This window comes from Actinoplanes sp. ATCC 53533, assembly GCF_003947245.1.
This window is the reverse complement of record NZ_QHHV01000228.1, coordinates 1-14,504: the sequence shown is the minus strand read 5'-3', so window position 1 is coordinate 14,504 and position 14,504 is coordinate 1. Positions and strand designations below refer to the sequence as shown.

Below are 14,504 nucleotides of genomic sequence, written 5' to 3'. Positions count from 1 at the left end.
CTGACTAGGCCGCGAGACCATCCCAGACCGAAAAACTTTCCACACGGATCTCATGCGAGACCGTGTCGTATTCGGTATTAGCCCCGTTTCCGAGGGTTATCCCAAAGTCCAGGGCAGGTTCCTCACGTGTTACTCACCCGTTCGCCGCTCGAGTACCCCGAAGGGCCTTTCCGCTCGACTTGCATGTGTTAAGCACGCCGCCAGCGTTCGTCCTGAGCCAGGATCAAACTCTCCAACAAAATCCATGTTGAACACTCTGTCCCGGCAACAAACAATCTGTTGCCAAAGGAAATCTCAACCAAACCATCCCCATAAAGAAGACAGCCGGCCAAGGCATAACCAATTTGGCACTGGCTTATCTAGCACCCTGTTGAGTTCTCAAAGAACAACCACACACCGAAACACTAGCCGCCGTACCCGGCGACCCGCTCCCGGGGCACTCGTTCAACTTTACTAGGTCTTCCTGGCCCTGTCAACCGGTATCTCCCGGTTCGTGCCGTTCGTACCTAGCGCACCCTTCGTTCCGGGTCCGGGGCTAGCTGCACAGGGCAGCATCGCTACGATCCCGAAGTTCGAAGGATTTAGCAGGACGGCCGGTAGCTGACCTCCCTGACCGGTTTTACTTGGTCAGTTCGTTCTGCTTGCCTCGCCCGTTTCCCTGCTGGCTCGCAAAACATTACCCGCTCGTTTCCCGGGCTCCAAATCGGCCCCCCGTGTCCCACGCCACAACGCCGCGACCTGCGGAAACGCGTTCAGGGCGTAGCCACGCTCAGCATTCCGTCACGGATCCGGGTACGGAGCGTTGACTGATCCCCGCTCGCGGGGCCATGCATCACGTAGCCGTCCCGCAGCCGGAAGGTGCTGCCGTGCCACGGGCAGACCACGCAGGCCTCCCCACCCGTTCCCGTCACCTCGCCCTCGCCGAGTGGGCCGCCCTGGTGACCACACCGCTCCACCATCGCGGTGACGTCATCGCCCAGGCGGTACAGCAGCACCCGGACGTCGCCGATCGTGCGTACCGTCGGCTTGCCCTCGGGCAGCGCGGCGACCTCGCCGATCTCGGCCCAGTCCTCGGGTAGGCGCAGCACCTCGGAGGAACCGTGGTTCATCTGGGCGCCCTGCTCGAAGGAGAGATGCCCACCCAGGTAGGCACCGGCACCGGCGGCGCTCAGTCCGGCGTACCCCAGAAGCTTGCCCAGCCCTCGCCTGCCGGAGAGGCGCGCCGCGAGTGACCCGGCATAGAGCCCGAGAGCCACCGTGTTGGCCGCCGCGTGCACCAGGCCGACCCGGCGCTGGTGGCGCGACAGCGCGGACCAGTCCACATAGCCGGCGGCGATCGCCGGAGCGGCGCCGGCCATACCGACGGCGATCAGCGTCGTCGCGGGTTTGTGCTGCCCGGGCAGCGCGTCCAGCACCGCGGCACTCACGAATGCGCCGACCGGGAGCTGGACGAGGGCGGGGTGCAGGGGGTGGCCGAGCCAGGTCCCGTGCAGGAGATCCTGAAGTCGTCTGGACTTGACCACCCGCTGGACGACGCCCTGGAGGCGATCGCTGACGGCGTCCAGCTCCGCGGTCTGCTCCAGCCGGGAAATCATCTGCCGTGCCATGCCTGCGGGTTTACCCCTTGCGGCCGCTTCAAACCTTGCTTGAGAGCGCAGATCATCGGGTACGTTTCCAGCCCCGGGCGCACTTGGAGGAAGCATGGCCGCCACGACACCGGTGGATCGGCTCGCCCCTGGCGACCATGCGTGTCTGACCTTCACGGACCCGGAGGAGCGGCTCGACATCCTGGCCGCCTTCGTGGCCGCCGGGCACGGCCGCGGCGAACGGATCATCTGCTTCACCGACGCGGTCGGCGTCGACGGACTGCGCGCCGAGCTGCTGAACCGTGGGCTGGAGGCGGGGCGGGACCTCACCGTCGTCGGCACTGACCGGCTGTGGGGCGGCGGCTCGGGGCCGGATGCCGGCACCATGGTCGAGCTGCTCGCCCACGAGATGGCCCGGGCCGACCGGGACGGCCGGCCCGGGCTGCGGATCACCGCGGACATGTGCTGGGCCGCGCGGCCCCAGGCGAACGCCGAGCAGCTGCTGGTCTTCGAGTCCGAGGTGGGCCGGCTCTTCGCCGCGGGTCGGTTGACGGCCATCTGCGAATACGACCGGGAGAGCTTCGACCCGGTCACCCTCGCCTACGCGGCGCGGGTGCATCCCCGCACGGTCGCGGCGACGGTCTATCACGAGGATCCGGTGCTGCGGATCTGCCGGCAGCATGTGCCGCCGGGGGTACGGGTGGCGGGCGAGCTCGACTATGCCCGGGCCGGCGTGCTGAGCGACGCGCTCGCCGAGGCCGTCCGGCTGGACCACGACGTGCACCTCAACCTGAACCACCTGCACTTCATCGACGCCGGGGCGGCCGCGGTGATCCTGCGGGCGGCGGCGCACCTGCCCGACACGCGCCGGATGATCGTGGTGTGCCCCGAGCCCATCGAACGGACGTTGACAGCCGCGGGGGCGGCAGCCGTCCCGGCGCTGCGAATGCTGGTGCGCAATGGCGAGCGCTGAGCTGACCGGGGCCGGCCAGCCGACCCAGGAGGACCCGCCGAGGCGAAGCTCCGAGATCCTGCTTGAGCAGACCTTCACCGAGGACAGCCTGTACGGGGTGCGGGCGGCGGTCGCCGCGCATGTCGCCACCGTGGCGGGCGAGCGCGTCGTCGACACGATGGTGCTGATCGCCCATGAACTGGCCAGCAACGCCGTCCGGCACGGCGGCGGCACCGGCCGGCTGCGGCTGTGGCTGGCCGAGGGCGCCCTGCGCTGCGAGGTCAGCGACGAAGGCACGGGCCTGAAGGATCCGGCCCTCGCCGGCCACATCCTGCCCGCGCCTTCGCTGCCCGGTGGACGCGGGCTGTGGATCGCCCGGCAGCTTTCCGAGCTGCGCGTCGCCACCTCCACGGCGGGCACCACCGTCACCGCGACCCTCCAGCTATAGATCTAGAGCGAATGCAGGGCGTCGCCGATCGCCCGGTGGAACGTCGGATAGGCCCAGATCGTGGCCTGCAGCGTGGCCACCGGAACCTCGGCCTTGACCGCCACGCTCAGGGCTCCGAGCATCTCGCCACCCGCCGGGCCGGCTGAGGTGGCGCCGACCAGGACCCCCCGAGACGCGTCGACGATGAGCTTGATGAAGCCCTCGTTGCCCGGTCCGTGGATGAATCCGCGGGACGACGACGGCAGGCTGGAATAGCCCACCCGCACGTCGATGCCCGCGTCGCGGGCCTGCCGCTCGGTCATGCCGACCGCACCGATCTCCGGATCCGTGAAGGTGACGCGGGGCCTGGCCTGGTAGTCCGCGCCGGGTCCGCCCTGCCCGAGGATGTCGCGGACGGCGATGTCGGCCTCGTACATCGCCATGTGGGTAAAGGCGCCGTTTCCGGTCACGTCGCCGACGGCCCAGACCCGGTCGGCGGCGCGCATCCGGTCGTCGGTGCTCAGGAAGCGGGCGGACGGGTCGAGACCGATCGTGTCGAGTCCCAGGCCATCGAGGCGGGCAGCCCGCCCGGTGGCGACGAGCAGCCGTTCACCGGTGACCGTGGTGCCGTCCGACAGCTGGACCGAGAAGCCGTCGGCGGAGTGGGTGACGTGCTGTGCGCGTACCCCGGTCAGGGTTTTGACGCCGTCGGCCGCCAAGGCCGAAGCCGCGGTCGCCGAGGACTCGGGCTCCTCCATCGCGAGCAGTCGATCGCTGCCCTCGATGACCGTGACCTGAACGCCGAAGCGGGCCATGACCTGGGAGAGCTCGAGGCCGATGGCGCCGCCGCCGAGGACCAGCAGCGTGCCCGGCAGGGTCTCGGCCTCGACGGCCTCGCGGTTCGTCCAGTACGGCGTGCCGGCGAGCCCGTCGATCGGCGGGATCACCGCCGTGGTGCCCGTGGCGATGACGATGCCCCGGCTCGCGACCCATTCCCGCTCGTCGACCTTGATCCGGCCCGGCCCGGTGATCGTGGCCCGGCCGCGCACGAAGTGGCCGCCCTTGCCGGTGAAGCGATCGACGGCGACCTTGTCGTCCCAGGTGTCGGTGGCTTGCTCACGGATCCGGCGGGCGACCGGCGCCCAGTCGGGCTGGACCTGGGACGTGCCGGCCAGCCCGGGGATGCGGCGGGCCTCGGCGAGCGCGTTGCCGGCGCGGATCATCATCTTGGTCGGGATGCATCCCCAGTAGGGACACTCGCCGCCGACCAGGGTGTGCTCGATGCCGATGACGGTCAAGCCGGCCTGCGCGAGCCGTCCGGCAGCCTCCTCGCCGCCGACGCCCAGGCCGACGACCACCACGTCCACTTGCTGTGCTTCGCCCATGGGGACCAGCCTTCCATCCTTCGGCGGGTACCGTGCGCCCATGGCAGCGGCCCGCACTTTCGACGGTTTCGTCGCCCCCGGCTACGAGCCGGTCCGCGACGCTTTCGCTGCGCAGCCCTCGGGCGGCTCCGCCCTCGCTGTCCGGCGGCACGGCGAACCTGTGGTGGACCTGCGCGAGGGCTGGTCCGATGCCGCGCAAACCCGGCCCTGGGGCTCGGAGACGCTGGTCAACGTCTATTCGGTGGGCAAGCCGGTGATCGCCCTGGCCGTGCTGTTGCTCGTCGATCGCGGCCTGGTCGGGCTGGATGATCCGATCGCGCGGCACTGGCCGCGGTTCACGACCGATGCTTCCGTGCGGCACCTGCTGACGCACACGGCCGGGCTCCCGTTCTTTCCCGTGCCGCGGGATCCCTCCGCGTGGCGCGACTGGGACCTGCTCTGCGCCGACCTGGCCGCCGCGAGCCCGGAGTGGCCGCCGGGCACAGTGGCCGCCGAACACGCACTGACCTACGGCCATCTGCTCGGCGAACTGGTGCGCCGGGTCGACGGCCGGCCGCCGGCGCGCTTCGTCGCCGAGGAGATCGCCGGGCCCTGGCGGCTGGATTTCGGCTTCGGCGTCGCCGAGCCGGCCCGGTGCGCGGAGCTTGAATTCGACCGCCCCGACCGGCCCGGCCTGCTGCTCGGTGAGCCGGGCTCGGTGCACGCGCGGGCCCTTGAGAATCCGGCCGGCCCGCTGGACCTCGCCGTGCTCAACAGCGACCTGTGGCGCCGGGCTGCCGTCCCGGCCGTGAACCTGCACGCGACAGCCGATTCGCTGGCGCGCTTCTATTCCGGGCTGCTGGCCGGCGGGGTGCTCGACGGGCACCGCCTGCTGGGTGCCTCCCTCGTCGCGGATCTCGTCTCGGCGCACTTCACGGGCCCGGATCTGTTCATCGGCCAGGACACGACGTGGGGGCTCGGCGTGCAGATCGAGCCCGACGGGACCTGGGGCATGGGCGGGCTCGGCGGCAACGCGGCCTGGGCCGACCCGGCGACCGGCCACGCGATCGCCTACGCCACGCGCCGGATCGGCGACTTCGACCGGGTCAGCGCCCTCGACACGGCGATCTCCTCGTTGCGACCTCTCACCTGACCGTCGCCCCCGCCGATTCTGTTTCCCCGCGGAAGAGAAATCACATCGGTCAAGGGGGCGGTCATGAGGAGGCGATGGCAGGCAGGGCTGGTGACTGCCATCCTCATGGCCGCCGCCGCGGCATTGCCCGGGGCTTCGTCGGCTGGCAGCGCCGGCCTCACCGCGGCGCCGGTGAACACCCGGGCCATGTGGCTGTGGGACGCCGATCCGGCTGCTCAGGTGATCGCGTGGGCCACCCGGCAGAACGTCTCCGAGGTCTTCGTCCACGTCGCACCGTCGGTGCTCACCGACGGTAGCCTCGCGCGGCTGCAGGAGATCAAGGAGCGGGCCGTTGACGGCCGGATCGAGCTGCGAGCGCTCGGCGGGGAGCCGGGCTGGATCAACAACCATGCCGCGGCGCTGGACTGGCAGCGGACGGTCGTGTCGACCGGCCTCTTCGACGGGATCCACCTGGACGTCGAGCCGTATCTGACCGACGGGTGGACCACCGACCTGCCGGCGGCCCGGGCTGCCTACCTGAGGCTGCTGGATCGGATGCGAGCCGCGAGCACCCTGCGGCTGGAGGCCGACGTGCCGTTCTGGTTCGGGCGCTACAAGATCGGCCGCAACACCCTGGCCGACGAGGTGCTGCGCCGGGTCGACGGGGTGACAGTGATGAGCTACCGCGACACGGCGACCGGCCCGAACTCCATGCTGGCGGTCAGCCAGGACTGGCTGGCCCGGGGCAGGACGGCCGGCAAGCGGGTGCGGCTGGCGGCGGAGACCGGACCACTGCCGGACTGCCCGCATTGCACCTTTCACGAGGAGGGCGCGGACGCGCTGACGACAGAACTGGCCAAGGTGGACGCGGCGACCCGGCTGACGGCGGCCTTCGGTGGCATCGCGGTGCACCATTACGGCGCCTGGCGCACGTTGCCGGCCCGCCCGTCCGACCGCCCCGCCGCCACCCTTGACCGGACTGAAGCCTGAGAATTTCCAGCCGCCGCTGAGTTTTCCCGGACGGCGTCGTGGGCAGTTTGTCGCGGGTCCTGCCGACCTTCAACGGACGAACGCAACGGGTCGGCAGGACCCGCTTCCACATCCCGTCCGGCGAACCGGACGGGAAACTCGCTGCCGCCCGGTCGGGGCCGCAGCCACACCGCCTCGTCGCGGTGCGACTCCAGCGGGCCTGGATAGTCGAGGCCTGAGCGAACCGTATCCGGTAGTCGCCAGGGCTGGTGTACGGCTCCGCCGGGGACGGACGTCAATTCGGGAACGTAGCGCCGAACGTACACGCCGTTGGGGTCGAACCGCTCCGCCTGCCGGATCGGGTTGAACCGGCGGTAGGGCTTGGTGTCGTTTCCGGTGCCGGCCACCCACTGCCAGTTACCCGAGTTGTTCGGCACGTCACCGTCGATCAGCCAGCGGAAGAACCACCGCACGCCGTGCCGCCAGTCCAGCCCGAGGTGCTTGGTCAGGAACGACGCGGTGATCAGGCGGGCCCGGTTGTGCATCCAGCCCTCGGCGCGCAGCTGCCGCATGCCCGCGTCGACCACCGGCACCCCGGTCATCCCGTCCTGCCAATGCCGCAAGGCCTCCGGGTCGTCGCGCCACTCACCGTCGCCCGCCCGCCGGTAGGCCTCGGTGGAGATCGCCGGAAACGCCGCCGTGACCTGGTAGTAGAAGTCGCGCCAGCCGAGCTGGCGAACGAAGGCGGCCGGTCCGGGGCCGTCCTTCCCGCGTGCCGCGTTCGCCACGGTCAAGGGCGAGACACAACCAAAGCGGACGTACGCGCTGAGTCGCGAGGTCCCGTCGGTGGCCAGGTCGTCGTGCAGATCGTCGTACGGGCCGAGGCGACCCAGCCACGCCTTCAGCCGGCGCCGGCCCTCAGACTCGCCGCCCGCGGCCGCTCCGGGCGACTCCCCGGTCGGCGGCTCGGGCAGATCTCCGGTGGCGACCCGCGGCGGCAGCACGATCCGTGCGGGCGCGGCCACCTCGTCGCGCCACTTCGCCGATGCCCAGGCCCGGTAGTACGGCGAGAAGACCTTGTAGTGCCCGCCTCCGCCGCCTGGCCGCACGGCGCCCGGCGGCACGACCGTGGTGCCGGGGAACAGCCGCAGCGAGATGCGGTGCCGCTCGCACTCCCGCGCCAGGCGCTGCTCCCGGCGCCGGGCATAGCCGCTGACATCGGCGCTCAGCGCGATCCCCTCGGCGCCGGCCTCGACCGCCACCTTGATCGCCTCGGCGACCGGGTCACCCGTGCGGACGACCAGGTCACCGCCCAGGCGCCGGAGCGTCTCGCGCAGCTCGGCCAGGCTCTGGTGCAGGAACAAGGCCCGGTTAGCCGAGAGCCGTCCCAGGAGCGGGTCGAGGACGAAGAGCGGGACGATCCGCTCCGCGTTGGCGCAGGCGGCCGCGAGCGCCGGGTTGTCGTGCACCCGTAGGTCGCGGGTGAACAGAACGACGGCCGTCCGCACGTCAGACCCGCGCGAACGTGGTCGTCGGGGTGCCCGACCGGGTCAGCAGAGACCTGGCCACCACCGCAGCCCGGCGCGGGTTGGGCACCGACGCCCGCCGGGTGAAGACGTCGTAGTCCTCGGCGGCCACCTCGTCGAGGATGCCGCCGTACAGCTCGTAGGCCGTACGCATGCAGGCCTGGGAGCCGGGCAGCAGCAGTGGGATGCCGGGGGCCGCGGCCGCGTAATGCTCGTCGGCCCGGGCGACCTCGGCCCGGATCAGTGCCTTGATCCGTGGGGTGGACCGGCCCGCCGCGCGCGCGGCGAACAGGTCGTCGCGGGTGACGCCGAACTCGGCCAGGTGCGCGTCCGGCAGATAGGTGCGGCCGCGGTCCAGATCCTCAGCCACGTCGCGGATGAAGTTGGTGAGCTGGAAGGCGAGGCCGAGCTGACGGGCCGGCTCGCGGGCGGCGGCCGGGTCGCTGGAGCCCAGGATCGGCAGCATCATCGTGCCGATGACCGCGGCCGAGCCCTCCATGTAGCCGAGCAGGTCGTCGTACGTCGCGTACGACGTGACGGTCAGGTCCATCGCCATGCTGCGCAGGAACGCGGCGAAGTCGGCGCGGTCCAGGTCGAAGACCGCGATGGTGTGCAGCACCGCGGGCAGCAGCGGGTCGTCGGTGGGCGCACCGGCTAGTCCCGCGAGGAACTCGCCGGACCAGGCGGTGAGCCGGGCAGCGCGCTCGGCCGGCGGCAGATCCTCGGTGCAGTCGACGATTTCGTCCGCATACCGGGTGAAACCGTACAGAGCGTGCACATGCCGACGCTTCCAGCCGGGCAGCAGCCGGGTCGCCAGATAGTAAGTGCGGCCATGACGTTTGTGCAGCTCACGACACCGTGCGTAGGCCGCCGCCAGATCAACCTCCACGGGCCCTCCCGACTAAATCGACGCATGAATCGACGCAACTGGCAGCTTACGGTACTGTCGGCTGCGTGGCCAACGACATCCTCATCGGGATACCCCGCCAGACCTTCCTCGCGGACAGGCTGACGGCGGCTGTCGAGAGCACCCTGGCCGAGTTCCTGGCCGGCCAGACCACCGCGCTCGGCGACATCGACCCGGCGCTCGGGCGCTTCGCCCGCACCACCCGAGATCTCGTGCTGGCCGGCGGCAAGCGGCTGCGCCCGACATTCGCCTACTGGGGATGGCGCGGCGTGGTGACCGCGCGCGAGCCCGTCGAGCCGGTGCTGCCGGCGCTCGCGGCGCTCGAGCTGATGCATACGTTCGCCCTCGTCCACGACGATGTGATGGACGACTCAGCGACCCGGCGCGGCGGCCCCACGGCGCACCGCGTCTTCGCGGCCCAGCACAGCGACGCCGGCCGGCACGGCGACCCCGACCACTTCGGCACCACCACGGCGATCCTCGCCGGCGACCTCTGCCTGATCTGGGCCGACCAGTTGCTGGCCCGGGCCGCGGTCTCCACCGCGACACTGTTCGCGGTGCGTGCCTGCTATGACCGCATGCGCACCGAGGCGGTCGCGGGGCAGTATCTCGACGTGCTCGGCGAGGCCGAGCCCGCCACCTGGTCCGTGGAGCGGGCGCTGCTCGTCGCCCGACACAAGACGGCGAGCTACACGGTGCAACGCCCGCTGCAGTTCGGGCTCGCGCTGGCCGGGCCCGCGGAGGCCGACGTGGCCGCCGTCGACGAGGCCTACAACCGCTACGGCATCGCGGTCGGCGAGGCGTTTCAGCTGCGCGACGACCTCCTCGGGGTCTACGGCGACCCCGCGATCACCGGCAAGCCGGCGGGTGACGACCTGCTCACCGGCAAGCCCACGACGCTGCTCATGCTCGCCCACCAGCTCGCCACTCCCGCGCAGCGGGCCGAGCTGGCCCCAAACCCCGCCGGAGCCGTCATCCCCGCCGACGGCTCCGGCGGGCACACCTCACCCGCGGCGCTCGCCCGCCGCGCCGAGGTCATCGCGGAGACCGGCGCCGTCGCGCGGGTCGAGGCGCTGATCCAGCAGCGGGTGACGGAGGGCGTCGAAGCATTGGCGGGCGCGCCGCTCCACGACGACGCCCGCGATGCGCTGACAAGCCTGGCGGCTTCCGCGAGCCACCGCCGGGCATGATGGACCTTTGACCCCCCTGGAGCTGTTGACGTGCGAAAAGTGACGGGATCGACCGACCGGGTCGTCGTGGTGGGTGCGGGACTCGGCGGGCTCGCCTGCGCGCTGCACCTCGCCGCGGCCGGGCGGCAGGTGACGGTCGTCGAGCGCGAGGCGGTGCCGGGCGGCCGGGCCGGCCGGCTCTCGGTCGACGGATACGACTTCGACACCGGCCCGACCGTGCTGACGATGCCGGAGCTGATCGCCGAGCCGCTCGCCGCGGTCGGCGAGAAGCTCGCCGACTGGCTCGAGCTGACCCCGCTGAGCCCGGCATACCGCGCCTTCTACCCGGACGGCTCCACCCTGGACGTCAAGACGGACACCGTCCAGATGGCCGCCGAGATCTCCCGGGTCTGCGGCCCCCGGGAGGCGGACGGCTACCTGCGCTTCGTGGAGTTCGCCCGCGACCTGTGGCGGCTGGAGCGCACCAACTTCATCGACCGCAACCTCGACACCCCGCTCGACCTGATGAACATGAGCCTGCTCAAGCTGCTCGGCATGGGCGGCTTCCGGCGGCTCCAACCCAAGATCAACCAATACTTCCGCGACCCGCGCACCCAGCGCATCTTCTCGTTCCAGGCCATGTACGCCGGCCTGGCCCCGCACGACGCGCTGGCCATCTACGCCGTCATCGCCTACCTCGACTCGGTGGCAGGCGTCTTCTTCCCCCGCGGCGGCATGCACGCGGTGCCCAAGGCGATGGCCGGCGCGGCGGAAAAGCACGGTGTGCGGTTCCGATACGAGACGACGGTGGCCCGCGTCGAGACAGCGAACGGCCGCGCCGTCGCCGTGATCACCGACAGCGGCGAACGCATCCCGGCCGACGTCGTGGTGCTCAATCCCGACCTACCGATCGCATACCGCGACCTGCTGCCCGAGTCCCGGCGGCCCCGCAAGCTGAAATACTCACCGTCCTGCGTCGTGCTGCACATCGGGTCGAGCCGGAGCTACTCGAAGATCGCGCATCACAACATCCACTTCGGCACCGCGTGGAAGGGCACGTTCGACGAGGTCATCCGCCAGGGTCTGCTGATGAGCGACCCCTCGCTGCTGGTCACCAACCCGAGCCACACCGACCCGAGCGTGGCGCCGGCCGGCCGGCAGACCTACTACGTGCTCGCGCCGACGCCAAACCTCGACGTCGCGCCGCTGGACTGGAGCGGCGGCCTCGGCCGGCGCTATGCCGACGAGCTCACCGGCGTGCTCGAGCAGCGCGGCTACGTCGGCTTCCGGGACGGCATCGAGGTGGAACGCGTCATCACGCCGGACGACTGGGCCGCCCAGGGCATGGCCGCCGGCACCCCGTTCGCGTCGTCGCACACCTTCGCGCAGACCGGGCCGTTCCGCCCGGGTAACCTGCACCCGACTCTGCCCAACGTCGTCTTCACCGGCTCCGGCACGCAGCCGGGCGTAGGCGTCCCGATGGTGCTGATCTCCGGCAAACTGGCCGCCACCCGGATCACCGGAACGGCGGCGGACCTCGTGGGGAGGGCCCTGTGACCGCGTCCCGCGAGACGCACCTCGTCGAGCTCGTCGACATCGATGGAGCGCCGGCCGGCGCCGCGACGGTGAACGACGCGCATCGCGCCCCCGGCCAGTTGCACCGGGCCTTCTCGGTGTTCCTGCGCGATCCGTCGGGCCGGGTGCTGCTGCAGCAGCGGGCGGCGGCGAAGACCCGCTTCCCGCTGCGCTGGGCAAACACGTGCTGCGGTCACCCCCTGCCCGGGGAGACACCGGCGACGGCTGCCGCCCGCCGGCTCGTCGAGGAGATAGGCGTCGGGGACGTGGCGCTGACCGAGATCGGCGTCTACTCGTACTACGCCGAGGACCCGGCAACCGGACGCGTCGAGTACGAATACGACCACGTGCTGCTCGGCGACGTGCCCGCGAACGCGGGGCTGCTCGTCGACCCGGACGAGGTCGCGGAGGTGCGCTGGGCGACCGTCGAGGAGCTGAAGACCGGCCTGCGCGAGGATCTGCGGTCGTACGCCCCCTGGCTGCCAGGCGTCACGAAACAGCTGATCCACCACCTGGCACTGGGCCCACACGCCGAGCACGCGCGTGCTCCACGGCCCGCCGACGACGCACCGGAGCGGTCGGGTGGCCGATGAGGCCCTGACGGCCGGGGCGGTCGCCCGCCGTCTGGGCGTCGCCGTGACCACCCTGCGCACCTGGCATCAGCGTTACGGGCTGGGTCCGAGTCATCACGTGCCGGGCCAGCACCGTCGCTACACACCGGAAGACATGGACCGCCTGCAGGTCATGCGCAGGCTCACCGCACAGGGGGTGGCACCGGCCGAAGCCGCCGCCTGGGCTCGACGCGTCCCGGTGCCCATCGACGTCGCCATGCCGGTCCCGCCGGCGAACCCGATGTCAGCCGACGGCGGGTCGCGGCGACCTCGCGAAGGTCCTCCCGGCCATGAGAGTCCCCGCGGTCCGGAGCCCGCTCAGCCGGCTTCGGAGCGGCCGGAGCCGGCACTCGAAAGCGGCTCCCTGGCCGAATCGGTCGAACCCCGCCGGCCAGCTCCGGATCGCGCACGGTCCGGCATGGAGGTCTCGTTCCCCGACGGCATGGAGGTCTCGTTCCCCGACGGCACCGAGGACGGCGACCAGGACGGGAGGGGCCGGCGTTCCGGAGGCCCCACCCCTGCCGGGCCGCCCGCCCAACCCGATCACCCAGGCCACGACGGCGCGTCCCCGGCGGATGCGACCTTCTCGCGGGTCGGAGAGCGGGTCGGAGAGCGGCTGGGAGTGCGGCCGCCGACCGTCGACGCGGTGTGGCCCGAACGGAGCGGCCGGATGTTCGTCGCCCGGGACGGTGGCGGGCACGCCATCCGTACCGGTCGGGCCGGGCCCGCCGCTCGCGGGCTGGCCCGGGCCAGCATGCGTCTCGACGGTCCCGCCCTGCGCGACATCCTCGAGATGTCCGTCGCCGACCGCGGCGTCGTCGCGGCCTGGGAAGAAGTGATGATGCCGGTGCTGATCGGCGTCGGCGAACGGTATGCGGCCACCAAACGCTTCATCGAGGTCGAGCACCTGCTCTCCCGCGGAATCACCGAGGTGCTCGGCTCCGTCACCCGGCCGCCGAGCAGTCAGGATCCCCGGGTCCTGCTGGCGGCGGCCGACGAGGAACAGCACACGCTGCCCTTGGAGGCGCTAGCAGCCGCGCTGGCCCAGGCGGGGGTCTCGAGCAGGCTGCTGGGCGCCCGCGTGCCCGCACAGGCCCTCGGTGACGCCATCACCAGGACCGGACCGGCCGCACTGGTGCTGTGGTCGCAACTGCCCGGCAGCGCCGACCCCGCGCAGTGGCCGCACGTGCTCACCAGCAGACAACGGCCGCTGCTCGTCGCGGCGGCCGGACCGGGCTGGCGGAGCGACCAACTTCCCGACGGAGTCACTCCGCTCGGCAGTCTCGCGGAAGCGCTCCGCCTGGTCTCGGCGGTCGCCCTGCCCGCAGACCGAGCGCATTAGCGCAGGTCAACGACGTGGACGCGGCGGAACGGATACCGGTTTGGATGACGGGCAGGGGATCACGTATGCTTTCGAAGCCCCAGCGGGGCCGGTTGGGGCCCACGCCGCCGGAGTTGGAAATATGCAATGATGGCGGGGTTGCCCTCATCGTCTAGTGGCCCAGGACGCCGCCCTTTCAAGGCGGTAGCACGGGTTCGAATCCCGTTGGGGGTACGAACCGACCTCGGTCGGGGAAGTGGTAAGAAGTAGTACAGCAAGAGCAAGGTCCTGTGGAGCAGTTGGAGTGCTCGCCGCCCTGTCAAGGCGGAGGTCGCGGGTTCAAGTCCCGTCAGGACCGCAACAAGCCGAGTCCGCGTGCACCACGACGCGGCAGGGCCAGGTAGCTCAGTTGGTACGAGCGTCCGACTGAAAATCGGAAGGTCGGCGGTTCGACCCCGCCCCTGGCCACCAAGCCTCTCGCCGGGCTTTGAGCACCGCCCACCTGCGGAAACGCCGGTGGGCGTTTTGCTGTCTGGGGGCAGGGCGGACCCAGCCAAGGATCTTGTGGTCTCAGTCTTGGTCTCATTCGTGTGCGCGGTTGGTCACCCGTACCGAGTAGGCCGGCGTAGGACCACCCGAGCGGGGAGACTGCGACATGCGCGAGAGTGCGACCGAGGGCGACGTTCTGCAGGCGATTGTCAAGGCCATCGAGGCTCTCTTCGACCGCTCACGGCGGATGGAACTCGGCCTCCTCACCAACAGCGTCGACTACGTCAAAGATCACGGGCGCCGGCAGATATACCGCCTGCGTCACGCCGTGGAGATGAGCCACCCGTGGTGCAGGTCAAGTCCGGGTGTTCTTTCATTCTTGGTCTCCTTGGGATGGTTCGGGCGGATTGGGTGGGTTCCAGCGTCGGTGCTGGTGGTAGCCGGGGGGCCGGTCTCGCAGTTGGCGCAGTCGGTCG

The 14,504-nt window shown here is 71.0% G+C and carries 12 protein-coding genes, 3 tRNA genes, 1 rRNA gene and 2 pseudogenes; 13 read left to right on the top strand and 5 right to left on the bottom strand.

Translation table 11 applies throughout. From position 1 onward, the window contains the following. Both DMB66_RS50205 and DMB66_RS50200 read right to left on the bottom strand, forming a co-directional pair. Positions 1 to 239 (bottom strand): 16S ribosomal RNA (locus tag DMB66_RS50205); the annotation flags it as partial. 513 nt (positions 240 to 752) lie between these two features. After that, positions 753 to 1,607 (bottom strand): Rieske (2Fe-2S) protein, encoded by an 855-nt coding sequence (locus DMB66_RS50200; RefSeq protein ID WP_125811187.1) that lies wholly within the window; start codon positions 1,605 to 1,607, stop codon positions 753 to 755. A gap of 94 nt (positions 1,608 to 1,701) precedes the next feature. Here DMB66_RS50200 and DMB66_RS50195 point away from each other — a divergent pair, with 94 nt between their 5' ends. Beyond that, positions 1,702 to 2,559, top strand: a complete 858-nt coding sequence (locus DMB66_RS50195) for an MEDS domain-containing protein (RefSeq protein ID WP_125811186.1) — start codon at positions 1,702 to 1,704, stop codon at positions 2,557 to 2,559. Further along, positions 2,546 to 2,986 (top strand): ATP-binding protein, encoded by a 441-nt coding sequence (locus tag DMB66_RS50190; RefSeq protein WP_125811185.1) that lies wholly within the window; start codon positions 2,546 to 2,548, stop codon positions 2,984 to 2,986. The genes DMB66_RS50195 and DMB66_RS50190 overlap by 14 nt, the downstream gene beginning before the upstream one ends. Positions 2,987 to 2,988: 2 nt before the next feature. On the opposite strand, the gene DMB66_RS50185 is transcribed toward DMB66_RS50190, so the two are convergent. Continuing rightward, a complete protein-coding gene (locus DMB66_RS50185; RefSeq protein ID WP_125811184.1) occupies positions 2,989 to 4,350 on the bottom strand; it encodes an NAD(P)/FAD-dependent oxidoreductase in 1,362 nt (453 codons plus the stop codon). A gap of 40 nt (positions 4,351 to 4,390) precedes the next feature. On the opposite strand from DMB66_RS50185, the gene DMB66_RS50180 reads away from it, so the two are divergent. After that, complete coding sequence (locus DMB66_RS50180) at positions 4,391 to 5,482, top strand: serine hydrolase (protein WP_125811183.1); 1,092 nt, start codon at positions 4,391 to 4,393, stop codon at positions 5,480 to 5,482. 90 nt (positions 5,483 to 5,572) lie between these two features. Beyond that, complete coding sequence (locus DMB66_RS50175) at positions 5,573 to 6,451, top strand: hypothetical protein (protein ID WP_125811182.1); 879 nt, start codon at positions 5,573 to 5,575, stop codon at positions 6,449 to 6,451. A gap of 158 nt (positions 6,452 to 6,609) precedes the next feature. Here DMB66_RS50175 and DMB66_RS50170 read toward each other — a convergent pair. Both DMB66_RS50170 and DMB66_RS50165 read right to left on the bottom strand, forming a co-directional pair. After that, a pseudogene (locus tag DMB66_RS50170) lies at positions 6,610 to 7,938 on the bottom strand (deoxyribodipyrimidine photo-lyase); the annotation flags it as partial. A gap of 1 nt (position 7,939) precedes the next feature. After that, positions 7,940 to 8,845, bottom strand: a complete 906-nt coding sequence (locus tag DMB66_RS50165; protein WP_125811180.1) for a phytoene/squalene synthase family protein — start codon at positions 8,843 to 8,845, stop codon at positions 7,940 to 7,942. Between the two features lie 65 nt (positions 8,846 to 8,910). Between DMB66_RS50165 and DMB66_RS50160 the strand changes: the two genes are divergently transcribed. The 9 genes and pseudogenes from DMB66_RS50160 to DMB66_RS64820 all read left to right on the top strand — a co-directional run. Then, positions 8,911 to 10,053 carry a polyprenyl synthetase family protein gene (locus DMB66_RS50160; protein WP_370320853.1) on the top strand — a complete coding sequence of 381 codons (1,143 nt, stop codon included), beginning with the start codon at positions 8,911 to 8,913 and terminating at the stop codon, positions 10,051 to 10,053. 30 nt (positions 10,054 to 10,083) lie between these two features. Beyond that, complete coding sequence (gene crtI / locus DMB66_RS50155) at positions 10,084 to 11,589, top strand: phytoene desaturase family protein (RefSeq protein WP_125811179.1); 1,506 nt, start codon at positions 10,084 to 10,086, stop codon at positions 11,587 to 11,589. Further along, positions 11,586 to 12,200 (top strand): isopentenyl-diphosphate Delta-isomerase, encoded by a 615-nt coding sequence (idi, locus tag DMB66_RS50150; protein WP_125811178.1) that lies wholly within the window; start codon positions 11,586 to 11,588, stop codon positions 12,198 to 12,200. The genes crtI and idi overlap by 4 nt, the downstream gene beginning before the upstream one ends. Then, a pseudogene (locus tag DMB66_RS50145) lies at positions 12,151 to 12,387 on the top strand (MerR family transcriptional regulator); the annotation flags it as partial. The gene idi and the pseudogene DMB66_RS50145, both read left to right, overlap by 50 nt. A 249-nt stretch (positions 12,388 to 12,636) precedes the next feature. Next, positions 12,637 to 13,560, top strand: a complete 924-nt coding sequence (locus DMB66_RS50140; protein ID WP_125811188.1) for a B12-binding domain-containing protein — start codon at positions 12,637 to 12,639, stop codon at positions 13,558 to 13,560. Positions 13,561 to 13,700: 140 nt separating this feature from the next. Continuing rightward, positions 13,701 to 13,773 (top strand) — tRNA-Glu (locus DMB66_RS50135). A 50-nt stretch (positions 13,774 to 13,823) separates the two neighbouring features. Next, positions 13,824 to 13,897: transfer RNA gene (locus DMB66_RS50130), tRNA-Asp, on the top strand. A gap of 36 nt (positions 13,898 to 13,933) precedes the next feature. Continuing rightward, a tRNA-Phe gene (locus tag DMB66_RS50125) sits at positions 13,934 to 14,010 on the top strand. 184 nt (positions 14,011 to 14,194) lie between these two features. Continuing rightward, positions 14,195 to 14,504: hypothetical protein (locus tag DMB66_RS64820; RefSeq protein ID WP_233625407.1), on the top strand; the 310-nt coding region annotated here is incomplete at its 3' end.